The sequence below is a fragment of the Microbulbifer mixtoriginis (SeqCode) genome (assembly GCF_052466865.1).
Genome location: NZ_CP174293.1, coordinates 4659377 through 4683566, shown reverse-complemented (window position 1 = coordinate 4683566; position 24190 = coordinate 4659377). Strand labels below are relative to the sequence as shown.

The following is a 24190-nucleotide window of genomic DNA, read 5'->3' as shown; positions in this document are numbered from 1 at the left end:
TGCCGAGTTATTGAGAGTCGCCATGAGCAATCAACGCAAAAAAATAATTATTCTTGGCGGGGGTACCGCTGGCTGGATAACCGCTAATCTGATGGCGACCCATTGGCAGAATAAAGGGTTTGAAATCACCCTGGTGGAATCACCGGATATTGGGATTATCGGTGTGGGGGAGGGATCAACTCCGCCACTAAAAGGTTTTATGGAGACTATAGGGGTTAGCGAATCGGAGTGGATGCCTGCCTGCAACGCTACTTACAAAGTCGGAATTACTTTTAGGGATTGGTCGGTTAAGCCGGGCTTTACCGAGTATGTTCATCCCTTTGTCGGCCAGCCGGACCAATTTACTATTCCGGCATTTTTTCATAATAGTTACCTGCGCAGGAAAGGTGTTGACTTGGAGGGACACCCGGACCACTTCTTTCTAGCAACTGAGATGATCCGGCAAAAATTATCTCCAGTCGCGCCGGAAAACTTCCCTTTTGAAATTGCCTATGGCTACCATTTTGATTCTGGTTTATTGGGCCAGTTCCTGCGGCGTGTTGCCGAAAAAAAAGGGGTTCGCTATAAGGTGGCGACAGTGGCTGGTGCCATGCTCGATGCACAGGGGAATATTGATCACCTGAAAACTACTGACGGTGAGGTTCTCAAAGCGGATCTGTATGTGGACAGTTCCGGCTTCCGTGGAAATCTTATACAACAATCCCTGAAAGTTCCTTTTATCAGCAGTGCTGAGAGTCTGTTTAACGACTCTGCGGTTGTATTTGCTACAGACCAGGAAAGGGAGTATGCACCGCACACTATTTCTACTGCAATGAAATATGGCTGGGCCTGGAAAATCCCGCTGACTAATCGCAATGGCAACGGCTATGTTTACAGCTCTCGCTTTGTCGACGATGACAAGGCAGAAACGGAATTTCGCGCTCACTTGGGGTTGTTGGACAGTGATGTCGAGGCGCGTAGATTAAAGTTCAAGGTGGGACGGGTTGCCCAACACTGGGCCAAGAACTGCTTGGCGGTGGGGCTCTCTCAGGGCTTTATTGAGCCTTTGGAGGCAACGGCGTTGGATATGGTTCAGGAGACTGTTGTGCGCTTTATAGAGGCCTATAACAATGGTGATCATACAGATAAGTATAGAGATGACTTTAATAATCGTATCAGCGCTCGTTTTGATGCGGTGCGGGACTATATCGTCTGTCACTACCGTATTAGTTCGAGAACAGATACAGATTATTGGATTGCCAATGGCACTAATGAAAAGATATCTCCCTCCCTGCGTTCAATCTTGATGTCCTGGATAGCAGGCAAGAATATTACTGATGAGCTACTGGATCAAAAACTGGATGTCTATTTCCCGAATGTATCCTGGAATTGCCTGTTGACCGGGAAGGGTGTTTATCCGAGCCAGGAGCAATTACGATCGGGGAATGAACTCGCACATAAATATAAAATTAAGGAGATCAAGGATTTTAATCGCCGTTGCGCCCTTAATTTTAAGTCTCATTTGCAGCAGCTTCATTTGTTGTCGTTGGGAGGAGGTGGCTGAATTAATGGGAAGTGTAAAAAGCCCTGCAATAGGCAGGGCTAAAAGTCGATAAGAAGTAAGTGCTTGGGGTTACGATTCCACTTTCACGATCTAAAAATAATTTGCTAAAGAAACTCAAGCACTGGTTTGCTGTTAGGGTAAGCCATCCGGATTATTCCTCTCCTTCGGCTTTAAGTTTCTGTGTTTCCCTGATGTGTAGCATACGCCTTTCGCCACGCTCACCACGAATCTTTATTCGGTCTCCAGATTTCATGCCCTTGCGTTTTAATTCATCTACTTCAATAAAATAGTAGTGGCCACTTTGCTCATCTTTCAAGGCGAAGCGTCTTTCTACTTTCCCAGTCTCAAAATCCTCAGAGATGATTTCCTCCAGGGTTCCAGTTACAACCTCTTCTGCTTGAGCAAAGAAAGTGAGAGTCAACCCCGCGATCAGTGTAAAAATTCTTAACATAATATTTATCCTTTTAATAACCATTCTGATTGGAGTAGGTCAAGTTGCTCAGAAACTATTGTCCATAGCTTACATTAACAACAGCTGATTTACTGGAAGAGTTCTTAGATTTATATGTAATTGAGAGCCCAATTTTTGAGTCGGTAAAGCTGTCACCTGGTTGTTTAAGTACAGCAACATGGTTGGATGTTCTACCATTAAGATAATGAACGGTTACTGAACCTTCAAATTGTGATCGTGGGTTAAGTATATCGTGAGCTATGTGATAGTTGACGTAATAATGATTTCCGCCATTTTGGCTGCCAGCGCTTTCTATCTTTAGCTGTTGAGGCAGAGAGCCGGAAAGCTCTCCGGCTGTTAATTCAATGGCTTCTAATTCTAAATCCTGGGAGGAGGGGACAACTTGCTCAACAGTTTTGGTGTACTCAGGAAAGAGATCATACCATTTCATATACTCTCGGTGAGCACTGCCAAATAATCTTGATTGGGATCGGTTGCCCATGAGGGAGCCATCAGTACCGTATTCGCTATCACCACTGTCGTTAGTGTCTCCATCATTATTACTGTCGAGGCCTGCATGGCTGAGGCCAATATTGTGACCTAATTCATGTCCCATAACATTTTGATCAGAGAAGGAAGCGACCAGGCTCATACCACCTCCGACACTGGCGATGCCTGCACCGACAAGACCTGCTCTGTAAGATGCATTTGGGTAAATAAAAACTTGATGACGCCAGTTGCGCAGATTTAGGGGTTTGCCATTCTCATCAAAAAGATTGTCTGTTGCCCATTGATAAGCCTTATCACGCCATTCAAAGCCACCATCTGTATACTCCCCTTCTTGGCCGGCCTGTGCTCGGGCAACAGCATTTTCTATACTCAAGATTCCGCCATTTTCACTATCGGGAATGTCGAAGACGATGCAATCCAGTGAAGTTTCTTCCTTGCCTTGCTCACCGTAACAATAGTGCTGTAATGACTTATCCTTGACACGATGGCGAAGGAACTTGAGTTGTCCGAAAGAGTTTTCTCTATAAGCGTTATCGAGTGAATCTACATCATTGAATACAGTGTTAGCTATATGAGTAAGATCGCCTTGGTCTGTTGCAGCCCCATCGGAGAAGTTCATTAGAATAAATACAATGCTGCTCTCTGTCGGATCTATAGTAGCTACAGTAAACGTAACCGACTGCTCTATACCATCCGTTAAGTGGAATTTGATGGTATCTTCTACTGTTTCACCTTCTTTCAGGTTATTAGTGTTGTTGTTAAGAGTGTAATCCCAGCCTCCGTTATTGGAAACTTTAAATTCGCCATAATTGCCAGAGAAGGTGCCTTCGACAAATTTCGGAGTATCGCCATCGATATCCTCTATTATCATAATTCCTTGAGCGTGCTCCCTACTATCTACAACCATTTTTGCGAGAGGTGAACCTGGATCAAATGTATAGGGATCATCAGTTCCAGTTATGGATATGGTTATGGTAGTGGTTTCTTCGTTACTGCCAAAACCAACTGTGAACTTATCTGTGGCAATTTCATTAGCACTTAGTGGATCAGCAAGTTTACTATTTAGAGAGTAGTTCCAACTGCCATCTGAGGAAACTTTGAGGTTGCCATACTTTCCCTGAAGATCTGATTCCTCAAAATTTTGATTGGCTTTAGAGCTATCACTCAACTGGCCGGAAGCTGAGGTTTTTATATCTTCAGTGACAATCCCTTCACCGCCAGTGATCACTCCTGGTGAGTCCTTATCACTGTCTGTGTCTGTGTCTGTGTCTGTGCCTGTGTCTGTGTCTGTGTCTGTGTCTGTGTCTGTGTCTGTGTCTGTGTCTGTGTCTGTGTCTGTGTCTGTGTCTGTGCCTGTACTTGTATCACCACTTACAGGGTTGCCACCATTGTTACTGTCATTATCGGAGCCTCCCCCTCCCCCTCCACAGGCTGTAAGAAAAGCGGATAAACTTATGGCTGTAAGTAACTTTAATGGCTCGTTCATGTCTGTCCCGATCGATTCGATTACATTTGGTATAATTCGGACCGAATTATAGGGAGGCCAGCTTATTATTCTGTGAAGTCAGATAAATATTTGAGGTTTCTACGGAAAGCTATGACACGGGTAAATTCTGGATATCCATAGTATGAATAAAACACATATTACTCCGCGAAATAAAATTTTGTTCTGAGTCTGTACTCATGCATTTAATTGAATTTGTGTGCAAGAAATATGCAATGCTTCACTTGAGTGTCAATAATGTTCTAAGAGGGGAGTAAAGTGACCAAACTCTTTTTGGTCACTTATTCTAGATGTGTTTTGAGTGACTATTCTTCAGTAGACAAGAGACTTATTAACTCTGCGACTTCTATTTGGTTGCAATATTGTGATCTTTGACACTTTTGCAAAGTCGTTTTTATGGTTTTGTTGCCACTTTGTTCTGTGGCCAATTTTAAATAATGCAGGGCCATTTTAAGGTCATAATTTGTGATCTCTCCCGCACTATATGCTTTGGCCAGTTTTAGGGAGGCGCCGGTATGCCCAAGCTCGGAAGCGCTTCGGTAATGACTTAGGGCTCGTTCACTGTTGGCGGCTACGCCTAGTCCTTTCTCATACATGCGCCCCTGATTATAGAAACCATACTTAGAGTTATGTATAGAGGCGCGCTCAAACCATGCTAGTGCTTCAGCATAATTCAGCTGATCCGTATCTTGAGAAAGATATAAAAGCCCGAGGGCATTCATTGCATCGACAGAACCTGCTTCGGCGGCTTGCGTCAGGTAAGTCTTAGCCTGCTGTAGATCTTGGCCCACTCCCTGACCATTTTGGTAGAGTAAACCAAGATTGTAGCTGGCTCTTGTGGATCCCTGGCTTGCGGCATATTGGTAGATTTTAGCTGCGCGCTGGTAATCCTGTTTAACACCCACACCTAGAGCGGAGGCATAACCTAGGTTGGTTACACAATCGAGATTGTTTACTTTTGCACAGAGGGCATACCAGCCATAGGCACGATCGTGATCGGTTCGTACAATTTTTCCTCTGGAGTTGAATAGACCCATACGTAATTGTGCAGGCAAGTGCCAACGAAGGGCTGCTGCTTCGATGTCTTTCAGCGCAGAAAGTGCATCTTGTGGTTGTTGGTAGAGACCATTTTCTTTAATTTTTCCCCTTAGATATAAGGCTGCGGGAAAGCCGGCCTCTGCGGATTGTTGTAGAAAATACATGCCTTGATGGCTTTGATTTTCGTCTGTCACTTCAAGCAGGTACTTGCCATAGTAATACTGCGCTGGAGGATAGTTTTCTTTAGCCGCCTGGCTGATCAGGTTTGTGAAAATTTTCTGTTGCCCAGGCTTATCTTTTAGGTGGGTGCCCGCCTGCTCTAGTAGTGCCGGGGCATAGCCTTGCTTTGCGGAAAGCTGCAGGTAATGTGCTGCCAAGTCAGCTCTTGGCATATCGTATTGATCAGATGCTAATAGCAAGGCCATTGCGTACTCGGCTTCGCCCCGTTGTAGGGTTTCCGCTGCGCTTGCCAATAACTGGCTGGTCAACTCCGTGTCTACTTCTATTCCCAGGCCGATGGTAGTGATATAGGCAAGCATAATTTTGCCTTCCTGCAGCCCCAGGTCTGCGGCGGCAACAAAGAGTTGTGCGCATTCATCCACTGCGAACTTTGTACTGTTACCCTCAAGGCACAAATTACCAAGGCTGATATTGGCAGTGAGCGAGCCCATGCCAATGGCTTTCAAGTACGTTTGTTCGGCCTGCTGGAAATTCCCTTCGGCTTCTTGAACCTGGCCTACAGCGTGTAGAGCAGAGTAGTCAGAATCTGCCAGAGGTAGCAGTATATTTTTATATAGGGCATCGGAGAGACCCGCGAATGGGTATTGGATATCGAGCAAGCGATGTAGAAAACGGTTATTGTCAAAATAAATTTTTCGGACTTTTCCGTTATTGGGGTCTCGTACATTGTAAACCCGGTATAGACCACTGCGACTCGCGGCAAATTCAAAATAGCTATCGAGTATTTCAAAACCGGAAATATTGAGCAGGTCTTCGGCATCGCCCCAGCTGGCCACTTCATAAGCGCTATAGAAAGTATCACCTCTGCGCGTTGACAGTATTCCTCTGGCAATAAAATTAAAAATATTTTGGTGGTAGCTGGCGAGTTCGTCATTACCAATGGACTCATAGCACTCTGTGGCACTCAGGTGCGGCAGCAGAGAAATACTATTGAGCTGGGTAACTTCTTGCCAATTTACCTCTGCACAGCTTTTTTTGCCTGTCTCTAGCGCAGTCATTTCTGCCTGGTAACGCCCCTGCGCTTCTAGTGAATTGAGAGATTGAGGAGACTTTAGGTACTCGCTCCAATAAATGGGGTATTGCACAGATTCGGGTGCGAGTACCACTTGTCGGGTCAAGTCCTGTAAGGGATCGACCGGTGTATGTATTGTTGATTGCGAGGCACAGGAGGCCAGCAGTAATAGAGTGAGAACAAAAAGCAGCTTCTTCATGGCTTACTTCCTGATCAAAGATTTAATCAGGTTTTTCATTTCCTGGCTCTTATTGCGTTTGGAAGAAGCTTCCCCTTTGGCCCAGAATTTATATTGCAGCGCTCTGTCGAGCTTATTGAACTCGGTTAAATATTCAGGCACCTCCTGTGGCTCTACATGATCGACTTTGGATTTAAAGTTGTAGACCACCTGGAGGGCACTGTTCTCCAGTTTGGCGCTGCGAGTGAAGTTGAACCAGGAATTATCGATCGTGGTTGTGCCCAATTCCTCCTGCCAGAGCAACTCCCCTTGAATATTCACCCTTGCACTCTGCTGAATATCCACGGGGTGTGTCAGGGCCAGCGGGCTCTGACGAATGGGGTGCTGAGGCTTGGATAAATAGGGTACCAAGGCGGAACCATACAGGGAAAATATCTTACGTGCGGAACTTATCTGGGCAAAGTCACCAATTTGATAGTGCTCGGATACCACTAGCTGGTTTTCCTGTAGGCTGTCTTTGTAGGTGATCTCGGGGCTGGTGTTCACTCCCGGATAATATCCGGCAATAAAATTGGTGTAGCTATTTTTGATTTGCTCTGTGTCTGCAGAGAGGAAGAACTGGCGCACCTGCTCTGCTTTACGATGAGAGAAGCGGGAGTTTACCTGGAGCTCCGCACGATTTTCTGCCGCATTGATATCGTATTGTTCTTCGATACGAGCACTTAGATTGGCAACACTTTCCGTACTTGGGTTTACGGTTTTTAGCGCGTTGGTATGCTTTGCAATAGGGAGTGCCAATTCATAGTTGAAAAAGCCTTTGCTCTCTATATCAATCCCCTGGCCTGAAGCCGTGGCATCCACCCAGTATTCCCGGTCATTCAGTTCGATCAGGTTTATCACATGGTTAAAAGTCTCCGGGGAGGGAATATCCTTGCCGATATCCCGCCCGCGGGAGGAGGACACGAGGGCGGGATAGGATTGTACCCCCAAGTGGGCGAGCATACTGGTCAGCAGTAGGGCCTTATCTTTACAGTCCCCGTAGCGTTTCTCCAGAGTTTCCTGGGGTGTTCTGGGTTGGTGGGAATTGATACCCAGTTCAATGCCAAAATAGCGAATATCTTCCTGTACATACTCGATCGCCTTGCTGACTGCCGCCTCCAACCCCAGCTGCGCTCGCCAGTTATCCAGTTTGTTTTTTAATGACTCCGGTAGTGTGCGATCGATCTGATAAAGGTTCTGGGCCCAGTCATTAACCTGTCCCCAGTTGTCATAGCTGGAGTATTGGAAATAATTGAGCGGATCGTGCCAATATGGATATTCACTTTCCATCGGCACTCCGGCCACATCGCGCAGATCGATGGTATAGGTGTGATTGTCCTGCAGGTGACTTTGCTGGACAGAATATTCGCGCTTGTTAAATCGGTAATTGAGCTTCTTGTCGCTGCTAATTTTTACAAAACGACGATCTACTGCCTGAGGCCAGGAGAGGTACAAACGGCCAAAATCACTACGGGCAAAAATCGGGTTGCTGCCCTCAATGGTATAGGCGTAGCTGATAATATCGCCGGGGCGAATATCTTCCAGTATATACAGCGCGTTCCATTGTTCGGAGTAGAGTTTATTGGAGAGTTCCTGCTCAGACTGGAAAAGCTTGAAACCATCCTTTTGCAAGCGATCTAGATGCTCACCGTTACGCTGTACACTGATATCGTGCACCTGCAGCCTTTGGAAGGCCGGATAGAAACTGAAGTTCAGCTCGGCAATTTCACTGACCCCCTGCTGATTCAGGGGTTCGACCACGATCTGAAAGTAATACTGTTGCTCTTTTCCCCTGTGGCGAAGCTGGGAGTTGGATAGGTGCACCCGCACACTGCCTTGCGATGGGCGTTTTGACTCTACTGGTTCTAATATTTCCACCCACTCGGGAGTAGTACTGAATAAGAGTTCTGGGGCTGCCTGTGCGAGTGAGGTGACAAGGATGAGTGCGGCGGCCAGCAGTTGGCCGGGGAAGCGATATTTCAAGGTGAGCCTCAATAGTTTTGCAATGGGCGCTAATAAGCCCTGATTAGGATACCGAGGGAGCTAAAGCTGAAATGCAGGTAATTACCGGTTGGCCCCAGCAAACCGGTAGCTCCTCCTGAGCTTCTCAAGCGCTGCCTGTAAATCTTGGAACAGCGCTGGGTGACGGTACTCCGTTAACCGCCAAGTGTGCCGGTAAATATACCCTATGCCCGAGACAGAATATATTGAGTAAGAGGTTGATCTGTGTGGGGGTATAAACGACGAAGTGGAAGAGTCGGTATCACCGAGCCCTTCTCTGTAAAGGCCCGGTGATCTTTGAGAGATTATTGGGACTGTTCTGGCTGCTTAACCGGCATGGCCTCCAATTTTTGCCTCAGTTCCTTGAGTTTTTCCTTCACTCGCGCGGCATTATCCGGGCCCATGCGAATCATTAATTTTTGTACACCGGGCAGTTTTTCAAGCTTGGGATCGGCAAACTTAAAGTAGACCGATGGGCGCACCAGCTTGATAGGACCTTCAACTTCAGGGGCTGCCAGTACCTTATCGATGGCTTCAATCACCACCTGGTGAAAGGTTTTATTGCGCATGCCCAACTCGCCATAGGCCTGCGCCAAGCGCGGATACCAGTACTGGTAAAGGCCCACTGCGGTATCGGTATCCATTGAGGCGAACAGTCGCACAGGCTTATCGTAGCGACGGTAATTGTCCGGCGACAATTGGTAGCCCTCTATCGAGGAGCCGGTAACAACAATAGGGCCGCGTATGGTTTTCAGTGGGCGGTGCTTGTGGATCAGGTTTCCTCGCGCACCGGAGTTGACCGCAGCCACCCATTTGCGAATCACCTCATCGTTTACCAACCAGCGCGACAGGGCGTTGTCTGGGGCCAGGCTCATCAGGTCGTCATAAGCGGCCTTGTCGCTCTCATTGAGTGGAGGCGGTGGTTCCCTGCTGGGCTCTTCCACCGGAGCGGGTTCCTGAGGTTCAGGCGTGGTGGCCTGTTCCTGGGGTTGCTCCAGAGTTTCTGGCTTCGGGGTGCTTTGGGGTTCTTCAATAATTTTGGTAGGGGGAACTTCTTTCTTTTTTTCCTCGCCAGTCCACAGCCAATAGGCTGCCGCGGCGACGACGATCACCACAATAATTCCGATGATCCACCCATGCCTAGACTGTTGTTCCGACATTCCCTGCCTCCTTTTGCTGCTATCAGAATGTGACCCTTTGACCACGGCAAAGCCCTTCGGTTTCTCCGTGGTGTCTGGGTTTTACCTTACTCTCCGCCGCAGCCGGTCGCAAAGGGGATTTGCTTCGCTTTTTGCCTATTGCGAAAATCCTGTGCGTCTGCTGTTTGCGAAAGTGACGAAAACAAGTACTGGCTACGCCCCCACTTGGGAGGATGTAGGAATCCCATTGCCGATTAGAGTTGGCTGGTGAAAATGTGCGCGGCGAATAAGTGAGAGAGCAATGGTTAAATTTACCAGCTTATTAATAGGTCTGTTTCTGGGAGCTGTTCAGGCAGCGGCGGCCGAGGGGCCAATTGATCCCTTTTGGCGTAACGCTACCATCTATTTTATGTTGCCGGACCGCTTTTATAACGGCGATAAGGGCAATGACTTTCCCTACGGGCGCAAGGATGACGGGGCCCATCTGCGCGGATTCGCCGGTGGCGATCTGCGTGGGGTGATCGAAAAAATTGAGGCGGGCTATTTCAACGATCTGGGGGTAGATGCTATCTGGATGTCTCCGGTCATTGAGAATATCCACGGTCACAATGACTCTGACAAGCGCACCTATGCCTTCCACGGCTACTGGCCCAAAGACTGGACCGCAGTGGATGCCAACTTTGGCACTGAGGCCGAGTTAGCGGAGCTGATAGAGGCTGCGCACAAGCGCGGTATTCGTGTGTTACTCGATGTGATTCTCAACCACACCGGCCCGATAACCGCAAAGGACCCGGAGTGGCCCGCCAGCTGGTTGCGCAAAGGCGCGCAGTGCGATTGGTCTGATTACGCCGGTAATGTGGAGTGTGCGATCCACGCCAACCTCACCGATATCCTCACCGAGAGCGATAAGCCCGTGGCGCTGCCGCCGCAGCTTGTGGATAAGTGGCAGCGAGAGGGCCGCTTGCAACAGGAACTGAGTGAGCTGGATGCATTTTTCGAGCGCACCGGCTATCCGCGCGCGCCCAAGTACTATCTGATCAAGTGGCTGACCGATTGGGTGCGGGAATACGGTGTGGATGGCTTTCGTGTGGACACGGTAAAACATGTCGAGCCCGAAGCTTGGGCAATTCTGAAAAAAGAGGCGGATCTGGCTCTGGCTGAGTGGAAAGCAAAACATCCACAGCAAAAACTCGATGATCGCGATTTCTTTATGCTGGGTGAGGTTTATCACTTTGGTGTGAATAACTATGGTCCCACCGTTGGTCGTGTTTACGATTACAGCGATCAACAAGTGGATTTTTACCAGTATGGTTTCGATAGTCTGATCAACTTCGATTTTGCCCAGGTGGCCGGCGAGCCCGCGGAGAAAATTTTCTCCAGTTATTCCAGCGCATTGAATTCTGGTGCGTTAAAGGGCTTGGGGGTGCTCAATTATCTGGGCTCTCACGACGACCACCACTCCTTCGATCGCGAGCGCCAGCAGACCCGCATTGCCGCCAGTAAACTGATGCTGGCACCGGGGGCGGTGCAAATTTATTACGGCGATGAGCTGGCGCGCCCCATGACCGATGCCCGCGCTTTTGGCGATGCGGCCATGCGCAGCCCCATGAATTGGGGTGATCTGAAAAAAGCTGAAACCCATGCACTGCTCACCCATTGGCAGAAGCTCGGTCAGTTCCGCCGCGCACACCCCGCCGTGGGCGCTGGTGTGCACAAGAAACTCGCCGATAACCCCTACACTTTTGCTCGCACTTTAGCGGGGGAGCAGCCGGTAGTGGTGGCAATGGAGCTGCCCCGTGGGGAGAAGCGCATTTCTGTAAAAGGTGTGTTTACCGATGGTACGGTGTTAACAGATTACTATTCCGGTGAGCGTGCACAAGTTGAGGGTGGCAGTGTGACTTTTAATACCGGTGGGGATCTGTTGCTGCTTTCAGCTAAATCAAAGTAGTCCTGGTTTTTAACCGGCCCGAGAAAGAAAAAGCCCGGCAAATGATTGCCGGGCTTTCGCAGAAGTTTCGAGCGGGATTTACACTTCCGTGTTGGTGAACTGGTTGCACACCATCACATCCACGTCCAACTGGCCGATCACCCGCTCGGCGGTATTACCGCGCAACAGCGAGCCGGTTTCACCGAACTGGTTGAGGGTGCCCATTACCACCAAATCCGCATCAACTTCTTTAGCTACCGCTTCCACTACATCGCTGGTATAGCCCTGCTTCACATGAATACGGTGCGTGGGTACGCCGGTTTTATCGGCGAGCTTGGCCAGGGCGCCGCGATCTGGATAGCGCATGGAGTCCAGATAGGCATTTACCAGGTGCAGCTCGGCGCCGTAGTGGCCGGCAATATAGGTGGCGCGCTCACTGATCTGGCGGTTTAGCTGGCGCTGTTCCAGGGTCTTCGCCTGATAGTTGACGGTGGCCAGCACCACTTTGCGCTCGGCCTTGGCGCCGGGGCGAATCAGTACCACCGGGCAGCGTGCGGTTTTCAGCACTCGCCATTTGGATTCAGCGAAGGTAAAGCGGCGGCTGGATTTCTTGTGCACTGGCAGGTAGATCATTTCCGCATCGCAGCGCTTGGCCTCCTGCACAATGGCCGCCTGCCAGTCGCTGGACCAGCACACAGTAATCTCGCAGGAGAGACCGGCCTCGGAGATAGGTTCGCGGATCTGCTCGCGGAACCAGGATTCATCGCGGAATAGGTGGTCGTTCACCGCGCGGGTATCTACTGCCTCGCCATCCACCGCGACAAACACTGCCAAACGGGGTTGGGGCTTGCGCCCGCGGGAAGTGGTCAGGGCGCGTTCCAGGGCCACATGTCTGTCATCGTTGGGGTCCACGACCACGAATACGGTGTTTTGCTGCTCCATCTTTCCTCCAGATCAATGGGTCTTTCTGGTCCCTGCCTTATGCAGTTGACTCCTGGGTCTAAGTTATCACGGAGAGGCTCTGGCGCGGGGAATTTGTCGTCTCAATACGAGGAAAAGCGCGCCAGATAGGCCTTGCTAGCGGCGCATGATGAAGTAAAGGAGAAAGTCCGTATTGAGCCAGATCAAGACCTGCCGCCGGTTTGGCAAGCACTGCCTGGGGGGGGGGTACTTGGCGAGTTTTTCCAGCGTTTCTTAAGTTTGCCTTAATTTTGTCTCCGTAGACTCTCGCCGTGACACTCCCAAAGAGGGTTTTCAATGGCGCTACAAAGACATTATCAATACCTGGACCAGAGTGCGTTGCCCAAGCGCAAGCTGCGGCGGCGCAAACTGGATTTCGATCTGACCCGTATAGGGCAGGCAGGCCACAGCCGGGTGCAGGGATTTATCGCGCAGAAGTTTGCCGATACCTATGGTGCGCAGGTGAACCAGTTTGCCCCGCTATTGTTATCCGCCTGGCAGGAGAGCGCGTTCAGTAGTGCCCTCGGGCTACGCCGCGCCGATAGCGGATCTCTATTCCTGGAACAGTATCTCGACCATCCGGTGGAACAGGAGATTGCCGCCTTCAGTGGGGGCTCGGTAAAACGTACGGAGATTGTCGAAATCGGCAATTTGATCTCTACCAGCCGCGGTGGCAGCCAGATGCTGTTCCTAATGTTGTTTGAATTATTTGCCGCCGCCGGTGTGCATTGGGCCATTTATACCGCGACTGCGGAAGTGCGTGGCCTATTGCAGAAATTAGTGGGTCGGCAGACGGTTTTATGTGAAGCAGACGGCCGGCGTCTGGGGGATAACCTGGACGAGTGGGGTCGTTATTACGAGTCGGCCCCGGCGGTGACCGCCATCGATATGGTCGCCGAGCACCGCGCCCTGCTGGCAAATCCTCGCACCCGCGAGACTCTGCTGGCCTGTCGCCCTTCGGCGCAGGCCATGTCGCCTGTGCTCACAACCTCGGCGGGAGGGGCCAATCTATGCAACTGATAGATCAAATTCGCCAGCAGGCTGTGAATCACCCTGAACAGCTGGCGCTGCGGGGCGAGGAGTGCACATTCAGCTATGGGCAGCTGCTGGCGGCCGCCGAGGAAATCGCCGAGGACCTGCAGGCGCGCGATATCCGCGTGCTGGGGCTCTACGCCGACAATGGTCCCAATTGGTTGTTGGTGGATCTGGCCTGCCAGATAGCGCAGATCACTTTGGTGCCGCTGCCAGTTTTCTTTTCCCAGCAGCAGCTGACACATACCCTGCGCGTGAGTGGCATGCAGGCCCTGTTGAGCGATAGCTGCGAACGCTTTACCGCGCTCGAAATGGTGGGGCAGGCGCGGGCTGAGTTGGCCGGTATGGCCCTGATCGATATCCATGCGGAAGCGACAGCGGCGCTGCCGGAACACACTGCCAAAATTACTTTTACCTCTGGCTCGACCGGCACGCCGCGCGGTGTCTGTTTGTCAGCCCGAACCCAGTTCACCACCGCCAATGTACTGGCACGGCAACTGCAGCCTCAGGGCAATCGTGTGCACCTGTGCCTGCTGCCTCTGGCCACCCTGCTGGAAAACGTGGCCGGGGCTTACAGTAGCTGGCTGCGTGGTGGTGAGGTGGTGGTGCCGACTACGGCGCGCCTGGGCCTCAGTGGCAGCTCGGGGCTGGATGTAGCCCAGCTGGCGAGCTGTATCGATGAGTATCGCCCCCACAGTGTGATCCTGCTGCCGCAGATGCTGAAAGCGCTGCTGGAACACAGTGAGCGCAACGGCTGGCAGCCGCCGAGCTCACTGCGCTTTGTCGCCGTGGGCGGCGGTAAGGTCTCGGACCGGCTGTTGTTGCAGGCGCGCAGTCTTGGCCTGCCGGTTTATGAAGGCTACGGCTTGTCCGAATGTGGCTCGGTGGTTGCGCTGAACGTGCCCGGCGCCGATCGCCCAGGCAGTGTGGGGAGGCCCTTGTCTCACTGTGATATCGCCATTCGCGATGGCGAGGTGATGGTGCGTGGTCCCCGCTACCTGGGTTACCTGGATAGTGCCGAGGGTGGTGAAAGCCAGTGGCTCGCCACCGGTGATTTGGGGGAGTTAGACGCAGAAGGGTTTCTGCACATCACCGGGCGCTGCAAGAACATCCTGATCAGCGCTTTTGGGCGCAATATCTCGCCGGAGTGGATTGAGAGCGAGGTACTGCTGGAGCCGATAGTGCAACAGTGCGTGGTGGTCGGCGACGCTCGCCCCCACTGTGCCGCCCTGATTTTTGCACGTCCCGGCAGCAGCCGCGAGCAGCTCGACAGCTGGTTGCAGGCGGTGAATCGCAAATTGCCGGATTACGCCCAGGTGCGCACCTGGACCGCACTGCCGGCGCCATTAACGTTTGCCGATGGCTTGCTCACCGCCAACGGCCGCCCGCGACGCGATCGTATCGCCGCGCAGTTCCAAAATTCTATCGATAGCCTTTATGGAGGTATCTCCTCATGAGTTTTTACAATCTTCTTGAACAGCAAACTGCCGACGCCCGCCAGTCTCTGATGGAGGTACCTTTTATCCAGCGCGCCGCACGGGGTGAGATTGCCTTGCAGGAATATGTGGCCTTCCTCACTCAGGCCTATCACCACGTCAAGCACACGGTGCCTCTGCTGATGGCCTGTGGTAGTCGCCTGACTCAGCACCAGGAATGGTTGCGCGAGGCGGTTGCGGAATATATCGAGGAGGAAACCGGTCACCAGGAGTGGGTGCTCAACGATATTGCCGCCTGTGGCGGCGATGCGGAAGCGGTGCGCAACGGCCGCCCCAACCTGAGTACCGAACTGATGGTGTCCTACGCCTATGACAATATCGCCCGCGGCAACCCTCTCAGCTTTTTCGGCATGGTGCATGTGCTTGAAGGCACCAGTACCGCCGTGGCCACTAAAGCCGCGCGCGCCATTCAGAAAACCCACGGACTGCCAAACAAAGCGTTCAGTTATCTGCTCTCTCACGGCGATCTGGATATCGGCCATGTGGACTTCTTCAAGGGGCTGATGAATCGTATCGATAATCCCGATGACCAGGCCGCGATCCTACACTGCTCGCGGGTTATGTACCGCCTGTATGGGGATATTTTCCGCGAACTGGACAACCCCTTTAACGTGCAGGAGGCCGCTTGATATGACAGCAAAAGAAACGCTCACGGTGCTGGTCACCGGCGCCAGCGGCGGAATTGGTGGTGCCATCAGTCGTCTGCTCGCCGAGCAGGGCCACCGGCTGCTACTGCAGGGGCGCAATGCCGCGCGCCTGCAGCAGATAAAAGCGGAGCTACCTCACAGTGACCGGCACCAGGTGTTGGTAGCCGATCTGTGTGACGGGGCCGCTCGCGCCGAGCTGTTGCGCAGCTGCAAGCAATTACCGGCTGGTGTGGATGTGTTGATCAACAATGCCGGTATCGCATCCTTTTCCCTGCTCAGCGATATTGGTGACGCGGAACTCAGTCAACTGCTGCATACCAACCTGATCGCGCCCATGGCGCTGACCCGCGACCTGCTGCCAATACTGCAACGTAGCGAAGGCGCCGCGATTATTAATATCGGCTCGGCCTTTGGTCATATCGGTCATCCGGGCTTTGGGGCCTATGGTGCCAGTAAAGCGGGGCTGCACGGCTTTACTGAAACCCTGCGCCGGGAGTTGGCGGACAGTAAGGTACGTGTGCACTACCTGGCGCCCAGGGCGGTGGATACCCCTCTCAACAGTGACGCAGTCAACGACTTGAATCGGGCACTCGGTAACAAGTCCGACTCGCCACAATTTGTCGCCGCCCAATGTCTGCGTCTGCTCCAGAGTAAACACGCCCGCAGACGCTTTATCGGCTGGCCCGAACGCCTGTTTATCAAGGTCAATGCGCTCCTGCCCTCTCTGGTAGATAGCGCGCTGGCAAAGAAACTGCCCCTGGTTCGCCAATTTGCCCGCGGGGAAACTCCGCCAACAGTACAGGATAAGACGGCTCCCAGCGCGCTTTGAGCGCGCCGGCCTGCTCATTCAACAACCAATTCAACAACCGCTCCCACGCCACCCACTGCCCCGGCAAAGGCACTATGCTCTGGCGGTGGGGGAGGGCGTTGCCCGCGCTCTCCTTACCTGTTTTCATTGCTGAAGAGCCCAGGCCAATGCGCATCCTGCTGATCGAAGATAACCAATCCCTGGCCGAGGGGATGGTCACCGCCCTGCAGAGAGGGGGCTATGCCGTTGATCACGCGGCCCGCGGCAGTGAGGGCATTGCTCTGGCACAGGCGGCGATACCGGATGTGATTATTCTCGATCTGGGCCTGCCCGACCTGGATGGTGTGGAGGTGTTGAAATGGTTGCGGGCAAAATCGATTCGCTCGCCGGTATTGATTCTCACCGCCCGCGATGATCTCCCCTCTAAAGTGCAGGGCCTGGATGCCGGTGCCGATGACTATCTAACCAAGCCCTTTGCGGTAGACGAGCTACTGGCGCGCCTGCGTGCTCTGGAAAGGCGCAGTGGCAGCGGTCTCAGTGCGGAAATCCTGATTGGCGATGTGGCCATTAATTTATCCAGCCATACCGTGGCCAGGGCTGGGCAGGAAATAAAACTGTCGCGACGGGAATTCAGCCTGCTGCGCGCCTTGGCCGAGCGCCCGGGCCATATTCTCAGTCGCGAACAGCTGGAAGATAAGCTGTACAGCTGGGGCGAGGAGGTTTCCAGCAATACTGTGGATGTGCATATCCACAATTTACGCAAAAAAATCTATCCAGAGTTTATTCAGACCATTCGCGGCGTTGGCTACAAACTGGAAGCGACTGGCGGCGCATGAAATCTATCCGTATTTTTCTGCTGATCGCGTTGCTCAGCATCATCATGCTGGTCAATTTTGTCTCGGCGCTGCACGGCTACCGCGATACCATGGCGGAAGCGCAGCGTCTGTTTGACCGCCAATTAAGCGCCTCCGCCAGGTTATTGGCAGATATGCCGGTGGCAACAGGGGCCGAGCGGGTGGTGGCCCAGCCCGAGGCTATGGTGATGCAGGTGTGGTCGGAGGATAAGAAATTACTGGTGCGCTCCGCCGATGCCCCGAAGCAACCCCTCAGTGAATTTGCCGTTGGCTTTAAGGAAATAAATTTCTCGGGCTATCGTTGGCGCAGTCTCGCAGAATACTTTCCCGATAATGGCCACTGGATTATCGTTGCCGAGAGATCTGACCTGCGTTACCAACTGGCAGAAAAATTGGCGATTGCCGCAGTACTACCGATACTGTTGGGCCTACCGATTGCCGGGTTGCTGATTTGGTTTGTAGTGGGGCGCGGCCTTTCCAGTTTGCGCAAACTCGCCGAAGACCTGCATAGCAAACGCGCCGAAGACCTGACACCACTGTCAGAGGGTAGCCCCCCACAGGAACTGCTCCCGGTGGTGCAATCCATTAATGCGTTACTCGCGCGCCTGCAGGCCTCTTTTGAGCGCGAGCGACGTTTTTCCGCCGATGCTGCCCATGAACTGCGCACGCCCATCGCCGCCATACAGGTACACGCGCATAATCTGGAGAATGATTTTGAGGGGGCAGGGCAAACAGTAATGCCCCAGAGTCTGGTTAAGTTGGAAGATAGTGTTCAGCGTATGGCGCACCTGGTAGAGCAAATGCTGGATTTATTCCGCACTACACCGGAACACTACCCGGCGCGCTTTGAAATACTCAATCTTCATGCCCTGGCACGAGAGGTATTGGCAGAGGAATACCCGATCTTTGCCCAGAGAAAGCAACAGGTAGAACTGCTGGGCGGTAGGGTATTTCTGCGTGGCGACCGTTTCGCACTGACTATTCTTTTAAAAAATCTCCTGCGCAATGCGGCGAAATACACTCCTGAGGAGGGCCATGTACAAGTGAGTACCCGGTTAATCAGAGGGGATATTCTTCTACAAGTGGAGGATTCCGGGCCGGGGATTCCAGAGAAAGAGTACCCTAGGGTTTTTGAACGGTTCTATCGAGTGGGGGGCGACCGCCACCAGAGCACTGCCCCCGGTTGCGGATTGGGCCTTTCCATTGTGCAGCATATCGCACGGCTTCACGGAGCTTCAATCGAACTCGGCCAGTCGCATTTTGGCCATGGGCTTTCAATAACTGTGCGTTTTAAAAAAGCAAGGGAGAGCAAGGATGCTTAGTTGCTTACAAAGGCGAGAAAAAAGCTATAACAAGCAGGAAAAGAGCGGTGCTTTGGCTGCCGGCATTTGGATTTTGGTTTCAATTTTATTCAGTGCCTGCGCTCCAGATACTAATAAACCCACTGTGAAATTAGAAATCCACAACCATCTTTTTAACCCTTCAGAGCTGATAGTACCCGCTGATACGGAGATTAAACTGGTGATCTACAATCGAGATGCCTCCCCAGAAGAATTTGAGAGTTACCAGCTCAACCGAAAGAAAGTGATCATGGGCAATAGCAAGGCAGTACTATTTATTGGTCCTTTGCCAGCAGGTGAATATCTGTTTTTTGGTGAATTCCATCCCATAACGGCTCAGGGGAAAATTATCGCACAGTAGCGAAAGGCTTATGTTATTAACCTCTGTAATGGTAGTACTGCGGGAAGTGTTGGAGGTGGCGATACTGCTCAGTGTGCTATTGGCAACTACCCGAATGCTGGATCTTCGCGCCCGCTGGTTTTATATCGCGCTATTGCTCGGTGGATTGGCTGCAATCGTCTATGGTGAAAACCTTGCGCGAGTCTCCCAGGCAATAAGTGGTACAGGCCAGGAACTGGTGAATGCCGGAATATTAATCATAATCTATATATTATTAATAATAGTCACCGCCTTGTTGTTACTTAACTGGCGTAAGCAGCAATACCATTTATCCATCATACTAGGCGCTATGCTACTGGCTGTCACACTCGCGATTATGCGAGAGGGGTCAGAAGTTTATGTTTACCTTACTTCCTTTTGGCTGCACCCATCACTCTTACCCTCCGTAATAATCGGAGCATTGCTAGGTGCTGGTATCGGCTATAGCTTAGGTGCATTGCTTTATTATTTTTTATGTAGCCTGCCAGCCAAATATTCTTTGGGGATTTCCTGTATATTACTCATTATCTTGGCTGCCGGAATGATCCTACAGGCCGCGCAATTATTTATTCAAGCAAATTTACTGCCTGGGCAAGAGCCCCTTTGGGATAGCTCCCAACTATTAAGGGAGGACTCAATCCCCGGGCAGCTACTCTTTGCTATAGCTGGTTACGAAGCAACACCAACCCCTCTGGAAGTAATGGTCTACGCAGGCAGCATTTTTCTTATGCTGTGCGTGCTTGGGGGTGTTTATTATAGGTGTTCCAGAGATTAACTAGTGGGCAGATAAGTTATTCCATGTGGGTTTATTTACGCTTTTTCTTATTGGGGGAATTCTCGTAAATATTGTCTTTTATTCTTATGGCCGAATCATCCATGTTTTCAAATAACACATATTCGCGCAATCCTGCTTTGAGACAGAGTGTATTAAATTTTGCGGCTGGTGTGTGCTTAGTGTTTATAATATAGCTTGAAATATATAGGTCTTTTAGGCCCCATTTTAATCTACACATGGGCTTCCATTTTCATGGGGTTAGTCTTCTCATGAACACTATCTCTCTATTAAAGTCTATTTTTGTCTGCACAGGGAAGAGCTGTCCCCTTTGGCCAATTAAGGTGGAGGGCAATATAGAAGATACACAGAGAACAACCCACTCAGGATCAAGATCCAGCGTGATATTAGCGATATATAAAGTTAGCAAGCTTAATCCTGCTAAAACAATAAAGATAACATAGTAAGAGTTTCTCTTAATAGTTACTGTGCCATAAGTGATGATACATTTTTTGGATAAATTCATGGTCTACTAACTACTAGAATTTAAAATATGAAGTCTTCTACATAGTGGTTTTATCGTATATTTTATAAATAAAAATATGTATCTGACACTGATAGGCCAGTCAGCATACCTTAACAGTTTATAAAATCATTAAGCAGTTTAACCTGCTAAATATGAACCCTGCCGCAATCTGAAATATATATCGAAGAAGTGCCCTTAAGTGTAATGGAGCTCCATAATCGTTTCATCGAACTCATCCTGATCTACGACTTTAAATCCAAAACGCTCGAAAAAAGGTTTCATGATATCATGTCCCTCAACATAACAAATGGATATAGAATCAAAGCCTTCAAGTTTTTTTATTTCTGCTAATACGAGTTTCACTGCTTCTGAACCGTAGCCTTGACCTTGAAAGCTGATGTCAATCAATAATTGATCTATAAAAATTTCGTTTGGTTTACCATCCTCATGATTTGGGTAATATTGGATAAAGCCAATGGGCTTGTCTCCAAGATAAACGCCTCGATTGATATAATGATCATAAAACTTGGATGCGGCAATAGCTTCTGATGGAAGAGCTACATAGTTTTCCTGCTCTTTTTTGATGTCAAGGTCAATCATATCGACCCAGTTATCTCTTGTTATTTCTCGTAAGTTAACATTCAATGATATAAATCCTTTTTATAAACAATGGGGAGGATAATATTAATTTATAGAAATGGAGCACAGAGCAGTGAGTGCCTCTTTTCTACACTCGAGATTTACTTGAATCACTAGCTGCCGTTCTATGGTCTAAATACATTCTTAGGCACTTGGCTTTATCGAAAGCTTTACTTCTCAACTCGTAGTTATCACAAGCATGTATGTCAATTTGTTTGAATAGCTAATAGGCTTCGCGATAATTTCCTTGGCTTTCTTTTACAGTGCAAGATTATAGATGGTTTCAGCCTTTGATTCAGAGATACAGTCATTTGTCTCATAAAATACATATGAGGCTACTATTATAAGTGGAGCCAAACAAATTAATACAAGAGTTCCATTCCTCATTATAATTTTCACCGCTGGTGCTGCCTGAGCAGTCCTCAAGGAGCCAGTAAGAACTCCAATTTACTGCCTGCGATTATTAAGTTTTTGTGCTCTAACATTCAGTTGGTAATCTCCGACGCTAGACAGCAAGCACACAACACCGCAAATGAAGGCGAAGAAGGCTAGAATCCAAAAAAAGACAGGTTGATCTTTGACTGTTAAAAGAATTTCTTCTGGACGGAAATTTCCCTTTGTTAGGAGGAATTTTCCATCCAGCACAAGCCAAGGAATTAGCCCTAAAAATATACCTGAAGCTATCAGCAAGTTGATAATTGGCGGCTGATGAGATTGCCTAGGGGCTCCGAATTCTATTAGTGCTTTCCAGTTCATATAAAATCTTAATACAGGGGTAAGGTGACGGTTCGGGTAATATTAACGCGTCGTAAACTTGTTCATTGACGGGTGGAGCGTACTTCAGCGAATTTTTATATCTGGCCCAATACACAATCCATTTCTGTTTCCACAAGCCACGCCAGATCTATAAAGCGACTTACCTCAACAAATGTGCAAGCAGGCTTTATTGTAGAAAATAGCTCTCCATGTGCTTTTGCTGCTTCTTCCCAGCGGGATATATCGGTAAGCATGATACGGGTTCTGATGATACCCGTCGGTTTTCCACCTGCTTCTAGTATGGCCTTCATCGAAAGCTCCAGACAGTACTTCGTTTGAGCATACACATCACCAATGTAAGCTGTCTGGCTATCCTTGATAGGTGCCGTACCAGAAACAGAAATTAGGTTTCCAATTCGGCACGCTCTTGAAAAGCCTATCGGCTTTTCCAGGTGAGAACCTGAGGAGATTAGTTTTCTCATGTTTCCCTACTTGAGTAAAACACCCACTGTAACGTAGTGAGTACAGGCCTGTAAGATCGAAGTTACTTCTGCACATTACAAGGAACGAATAGCGAGTAGTTTTCTTATCGTAACAGTATTTAACCAAACAATAACAGATGCTACTGTAAATTGACCTAGCGAATGGAGAAAGAGTTTCGGCCAAAAATCTATTTCCTCAGTTAGCAGTGGGTGCCAAACATATACAAGAGTCAAGTTTCCTGGAAATAGAAATATCTTGTACCCAGGCATACCGCCGCCCCAGACATTCCAATTTAACGCAAAGGCAATGAGTCCAATTACTAATGCTAAAGCACCGCCATAAATCGCGATGGTAGTCGACTTAAATTTACTCATCGTGCATCATATCCCCTTAAAGCAGAGGTGTGATTTTATGAGCGACCTACTTCTTATGATTGTTAGATAACTAGTGATCATGATTACACTATTACTTGTTAGATTTCTAGGTGTTTTGTGTGCTGAGCCTGTTCATGATTTATGGCGTTCGGGTTAGGGGCGGCTGGAGCATAGCGTAAGCCATGCCAGCCTCGTATTATGCAGAAACTTCAACCGCTTTTTAAATTTTAGGCAAACACTCTAGCCAAACCCGCTCATTCGGATGATGCTCTGCAATCGTGATTAATGCCTCATCTAGAGCTCTATCATCGCAAGGGGCAATCGTGTAACTGAAGTTGGTTAGATCAATATTACTTGAACGTAGCGAATCTAGCTCCTGTTCATTCAGCACATCACCCCCTACCCATACTGGATATAGGGCTGATTTAATTATCGGCTCTAATTCTAAGTAGCCTTTTCTTGTAACAGCGAATATAACCATAATGAAATTTAAGATTTATATAGTGATAATCACGACCACATTATCCTGATTATTATTCCGGGGGCAATTTTACATCAGTTTTCTGGAAAGTGAGCTAAATCAGTGACTTACATTAAATTGGCACTAATGTCACACTTGAAGTGGTAGTTATAGTGACCGCTACCCCAATAATTACTTGTTGGCTTAAGATTTTGATCTCAATTATTTTTTCTTGTATCTGGCTTGATCCAGAAATAACAGCCACAAAGAGCTAAAAATCTTGGTCAAATTGATCGCTTATGTGAAAAGGATCTGAGTTATTCAGGTGCTACAGCAATGGTTATTATTAAGCAGGAAGGGTGGTCTTGAAAAAGAGAGAATTGAAGATTTTGGGGGCTGACTACAAGCGGTAGGTTAGAGCCCTATACTGCTTGAGACTACAACAAACCTTGTGTAACTAGGGCTATAATTACTTTGGCTATCATAAGTTGATTTCTACCAGCTTAAGTCACTTGATTTAAATGCTGGGTTTTAAGCCCTCCATCCTCACTGATTCATCATTAACTTAATAGCTGCCACCAAAAATTAATTCTGTTGTTTTTTTGAGCACCGCACTGCTTCTCATGTCACTAAGTTCAAATCCCTGCAGATAAAACTACTACGCCCCCCCTGAAGGGGGATGTGTGCGTTAGTACCATTTCTTTACTCTGCAATAGGTCACACCCCAGAGAGGGTGGGCACTTGTGTCAGAGTCGCTAGGTTAGAAGCACTCTTTGAGTTAGGTATAACAACAATAACTAGGTTGATCTATTTCCTTGCCTGTCATTCTCTGGCAGTCATTTGCTCACAGGGATACCAGCTTTTCGCTTGGATGTATCCGGCTGCTGAGCCTAGCCGTGATGCCTGGCAATTTGAACCTCATATTGACTGTTGTGCCCTTGGCTTCTTTTACCTTTGTTGGAAGAACCTTTCTCAGCTTCAGAGCTTGCTATTTCTCAATCGGTGACTTTGGTATTCAAATTCAGGAAATCTAGTCCCATTGATCCGCTGTTTGTGTGATTGAGGGCGCAGATACCTGGCTT

Annotated in this window: 20 protein-coding genes; 10 read left to right on the top strand and 10 right to left on the bottom strand. The window is 49.5% G+C overall.

The annotated features are described in order from the left end of the window. The first annotated feature begins 22 nt into the window (after positions 1-22). On the top strand, positions 23-1543 hold the full coding sequence (locus tag ACJJJA_RS20895) for a tryptophan halogenase family protein (protein ID WP_444882934.1): 1521 nt from the start codon (positions 23-25) through the stop codon (positions 1541-1543). Between the two features lie 151 nt (positions 1544-1694). Here ACJJJA_RS20895 and ACJJJA_RS20890 read toward each other — a convergent pair whose 3' ends face one another. The 5 genes from ACJJJA_RS20890 to ACJJJA_RS20870 form a co-directional block, all read right to left on the bottom strand. Continuing rightward, a complete protein-coding gene (locus tag ACJJJA_RS20890) occupies positions 1695-1994 on the bottom strand; it encodes a hypothetical protein (RefSeq protein ID WP_444882933.1) in 300 nt (99 codons plus the stop codon). 55 nt (positions 1995-2049) lie between these two features. Then, entirely contained in the window at positions 2050-3732 is a 1683-nt protein-coding gene (locus ACJJJA_RS20885; RefSeq protein ID WP_444882932.1) for a VCBS domain-containing protein, read from the bottom strand. A 581-nt stretch (positions 3733-4313) separates the two neighbouring features. Further along, positions 4314-6497, bottom strand: a complete 2184-nt coding sequence (locus tag ACJJJA_RS20880) for a hypothetical protein (protein WP_444903285.1) — start codon at positions 6495-6497, stop codon at positions 4314-4316. A 3-nt stretch (positions 6498-6500) separates the two neighbouring features. Beyond that, a complete protein-coding gene (locus ACJJJA_RS20875; protein ID WP_444903284.1) occupies positions 6501-8498 on the bottom strand; it encodes a DUF3857 domain-containing transglutaminase family protein in 1998 nt (665 codons plus the stop codon). A 323-nt stretch (positions 8499-8821) separates the two neighbouring features. After that, positions 8822-9676, bottom strand: coding sequence for a DUF3014 domain-containing protein (locus ACJJJA_RS20870; RefSeq protein WP_444903283.1), 855 nt, complete (start codon positions 9674-9676; stop codon positions 8822-8824). 280 nt (positions 9677-9956) lie between these two features. On the opposite strand from ACJJJA_RS20870, the gene ACJJJA_RS20865 reads away from it, so the two are divergent. Further along, positions 9957-11603, top strand: a complete 1647-nt coding sequence (locus tag ACJJJA_RS20865) for an alpha-amylase family glycosyl hydrolase (RefSeq protein WP_444903282.1) — start codon at positions 9957-9959, stop codon at positions 11601-11603. A 78-nt stretch (positions 11604-11681) separates the two neighbouring features. Here the strand turns inward: ACJJJA_RS20865 and ACJJJA_RS20860 are convergent, their stop codons facing one another. After that, positions 11682-12524 carry a universal stress protein gene (locus ACJJJA_RS20860; RefSeq protein WP_252083498.1) on the bottom strand — a complete coding sequence of 281 codons (843 nt, stop codon included), beginning with the start codon at positions 12522-12524 and terminating at the stop codon, positions 11682-11684. A 315-nt stretch (positions 12525-12839) separates the two neighbouring features. On the opposite strand from ACJJJA_RS20860, the gene ACJJJA_RS20855 reads away from it, so the two are divergent. From ACJJJA_RS20855 to ACJJJA_RS20820, 8 genes are all read left to right on the top strand, one after another. Then, complete coding sequence (locus tag ACJJJA_RS20855) at positions 12840-13562, top strand: thermostable hemolysin (protein WP_444887343.1); 723 nt, start codon at positions 12840-12842, stop codon at positions 13560-13562. Next, positions 13553-15031, top strand: a complete 1479-nt coding sequence (locus ACJJJA_RS20850; protein WP_444903281.1) for an AMP-binding protein — start codon at positions 13553-13555, stop codon at positions 15029-15031. The genes ACJJJA_RS20855 and ACJJJA_RS20850 overlap by 10 nt, the downstream gene beginning before the upstream one ends. Continuing rightward, complete coding sequence (locus ACJJJA_RS20845; RefSeq protein WP_444903280.1) at positions 15028-15699, top strand: iron-containing redox enzyme family protein; 672 nt, start codon at positions 15028-15030, stop codon at positions 15697-15699. Before ACJJJA_RS20850 ends, ACJJJA_RS20845 begins: the two co-directional genes overlap by 4 nt. Before the next feature lies 1 nt (position 15700). Next, positions 15701-16546, top strand: coding sequence for an SDR family oxidoreductase (locus ACJJJA_RS20840; RefSeq protein WP_444903279.1), 846 nt, complete (start codon positions 15701-15703; stop codon positions 16544-16546). Between the two features lie 98 nt (positions 16547-16644). Further along, positions 16645-17361, top strand: a complete 717-nt coding sequence (locus ACJJJA_RS20835) for a response regulator (RefSeq protein WP_444903278.1) — start codon at positions 16645-16647, stop codon at positions 17359-17361. Further along, on the top strand, positions 17358-18701 hold the full coding sequence (locus ACJJJA_RS20830; protein WP_444903277.1) for an ATP-binding protein: 1344 nt from the start codon (positions 17358-17360) through the stop codon (positions 18699-18701). The genes ACJJJA_RS20835 and ACJJJA_RS20830 overlap by 4 nt, the downstream gene beginning before the upstream one ends. Then, complete coding sequence (locus tag ACJJJA_RS20825; protein WP_444887337.1) at positions 18694-19080, top strand: cupredoxin domain-containing protein; 387 nt, start codon at positions 18694-18696, stop codon at positions 19078-19080. Before ACJJJA_RS20830 ends, ACJJJA_RS20825 begins: the two co-directional genes overlap by 8 nt. A gap of 10 nt (positions 19081-19090) precedes the next feature. Further along, positions 19091-19873, top strand: a complete 783-nt coding sequence (locus ACJJJA_RS20820) for an FTR1 family protein (protein WP_444903276.1) — start codon at positions 19091-19093, stop codon at positions 19871-19873. 718 nt (positions 19874-20591) lie between these two features. Here ACJJJA_RS20820 and ACJJJA_RS20815 read toward each other — a convergent pair. The 4 genes from ACJJJA_RS20815 to ACJJJA_RS20800 all read right to left on the bottom strand — a co-directional run bounded on the left by ACJJJA_RS20815 (position 20592) and on the right by ACJJJA_RS20800 (position 22648). Further along, positions 20592-21041, bottom strand: a complete 450-nt coding sequence (locus tag ACJJJA_RS20815) for a GNAT family N-acetyltransferase (RefSeq protein WP_444903275.1) — start codon at positions 21039-21041, stop codon at positions 20592-20594. 441 nt (positions 21042-21482) lie between these two features. Next, complete coding sequence (locus tag ACJJJA_RS20810) at positions 21483-21791, bottom strand: hypothetical protein (protein ID WP_252083487.1); 309 nt, start codon at positions 21789-21791, stop codon at positions 21483-21485. Positions 21792-21886: 95 nt separating this feature from the next. Beyond that, positions 21887-22273, bottom strand: a complete 387-nt coding sequence (locus ACJJJA_RS20805) for a Rid family hydrolase (RefSeq protein ID WP_444887334.1) — start codon at positions 22271-22273, stop codon at positions 21887-21889. Between the two features lie 75 nt (positions 22274-22348). Beyond that, positions 22349-22648 (bottom strand): hypothetical protein, encoded by a 300-nt coding sequence (locus ACJJJA_RS20800; RefSeq protein WP_252083485.1) that lies wholly within the window; start codon positions 22646-22648, stop codon positions 22349-22351. Between the last annotated feature and the right edge of the window lie 1542 nt (positions 22649-24190).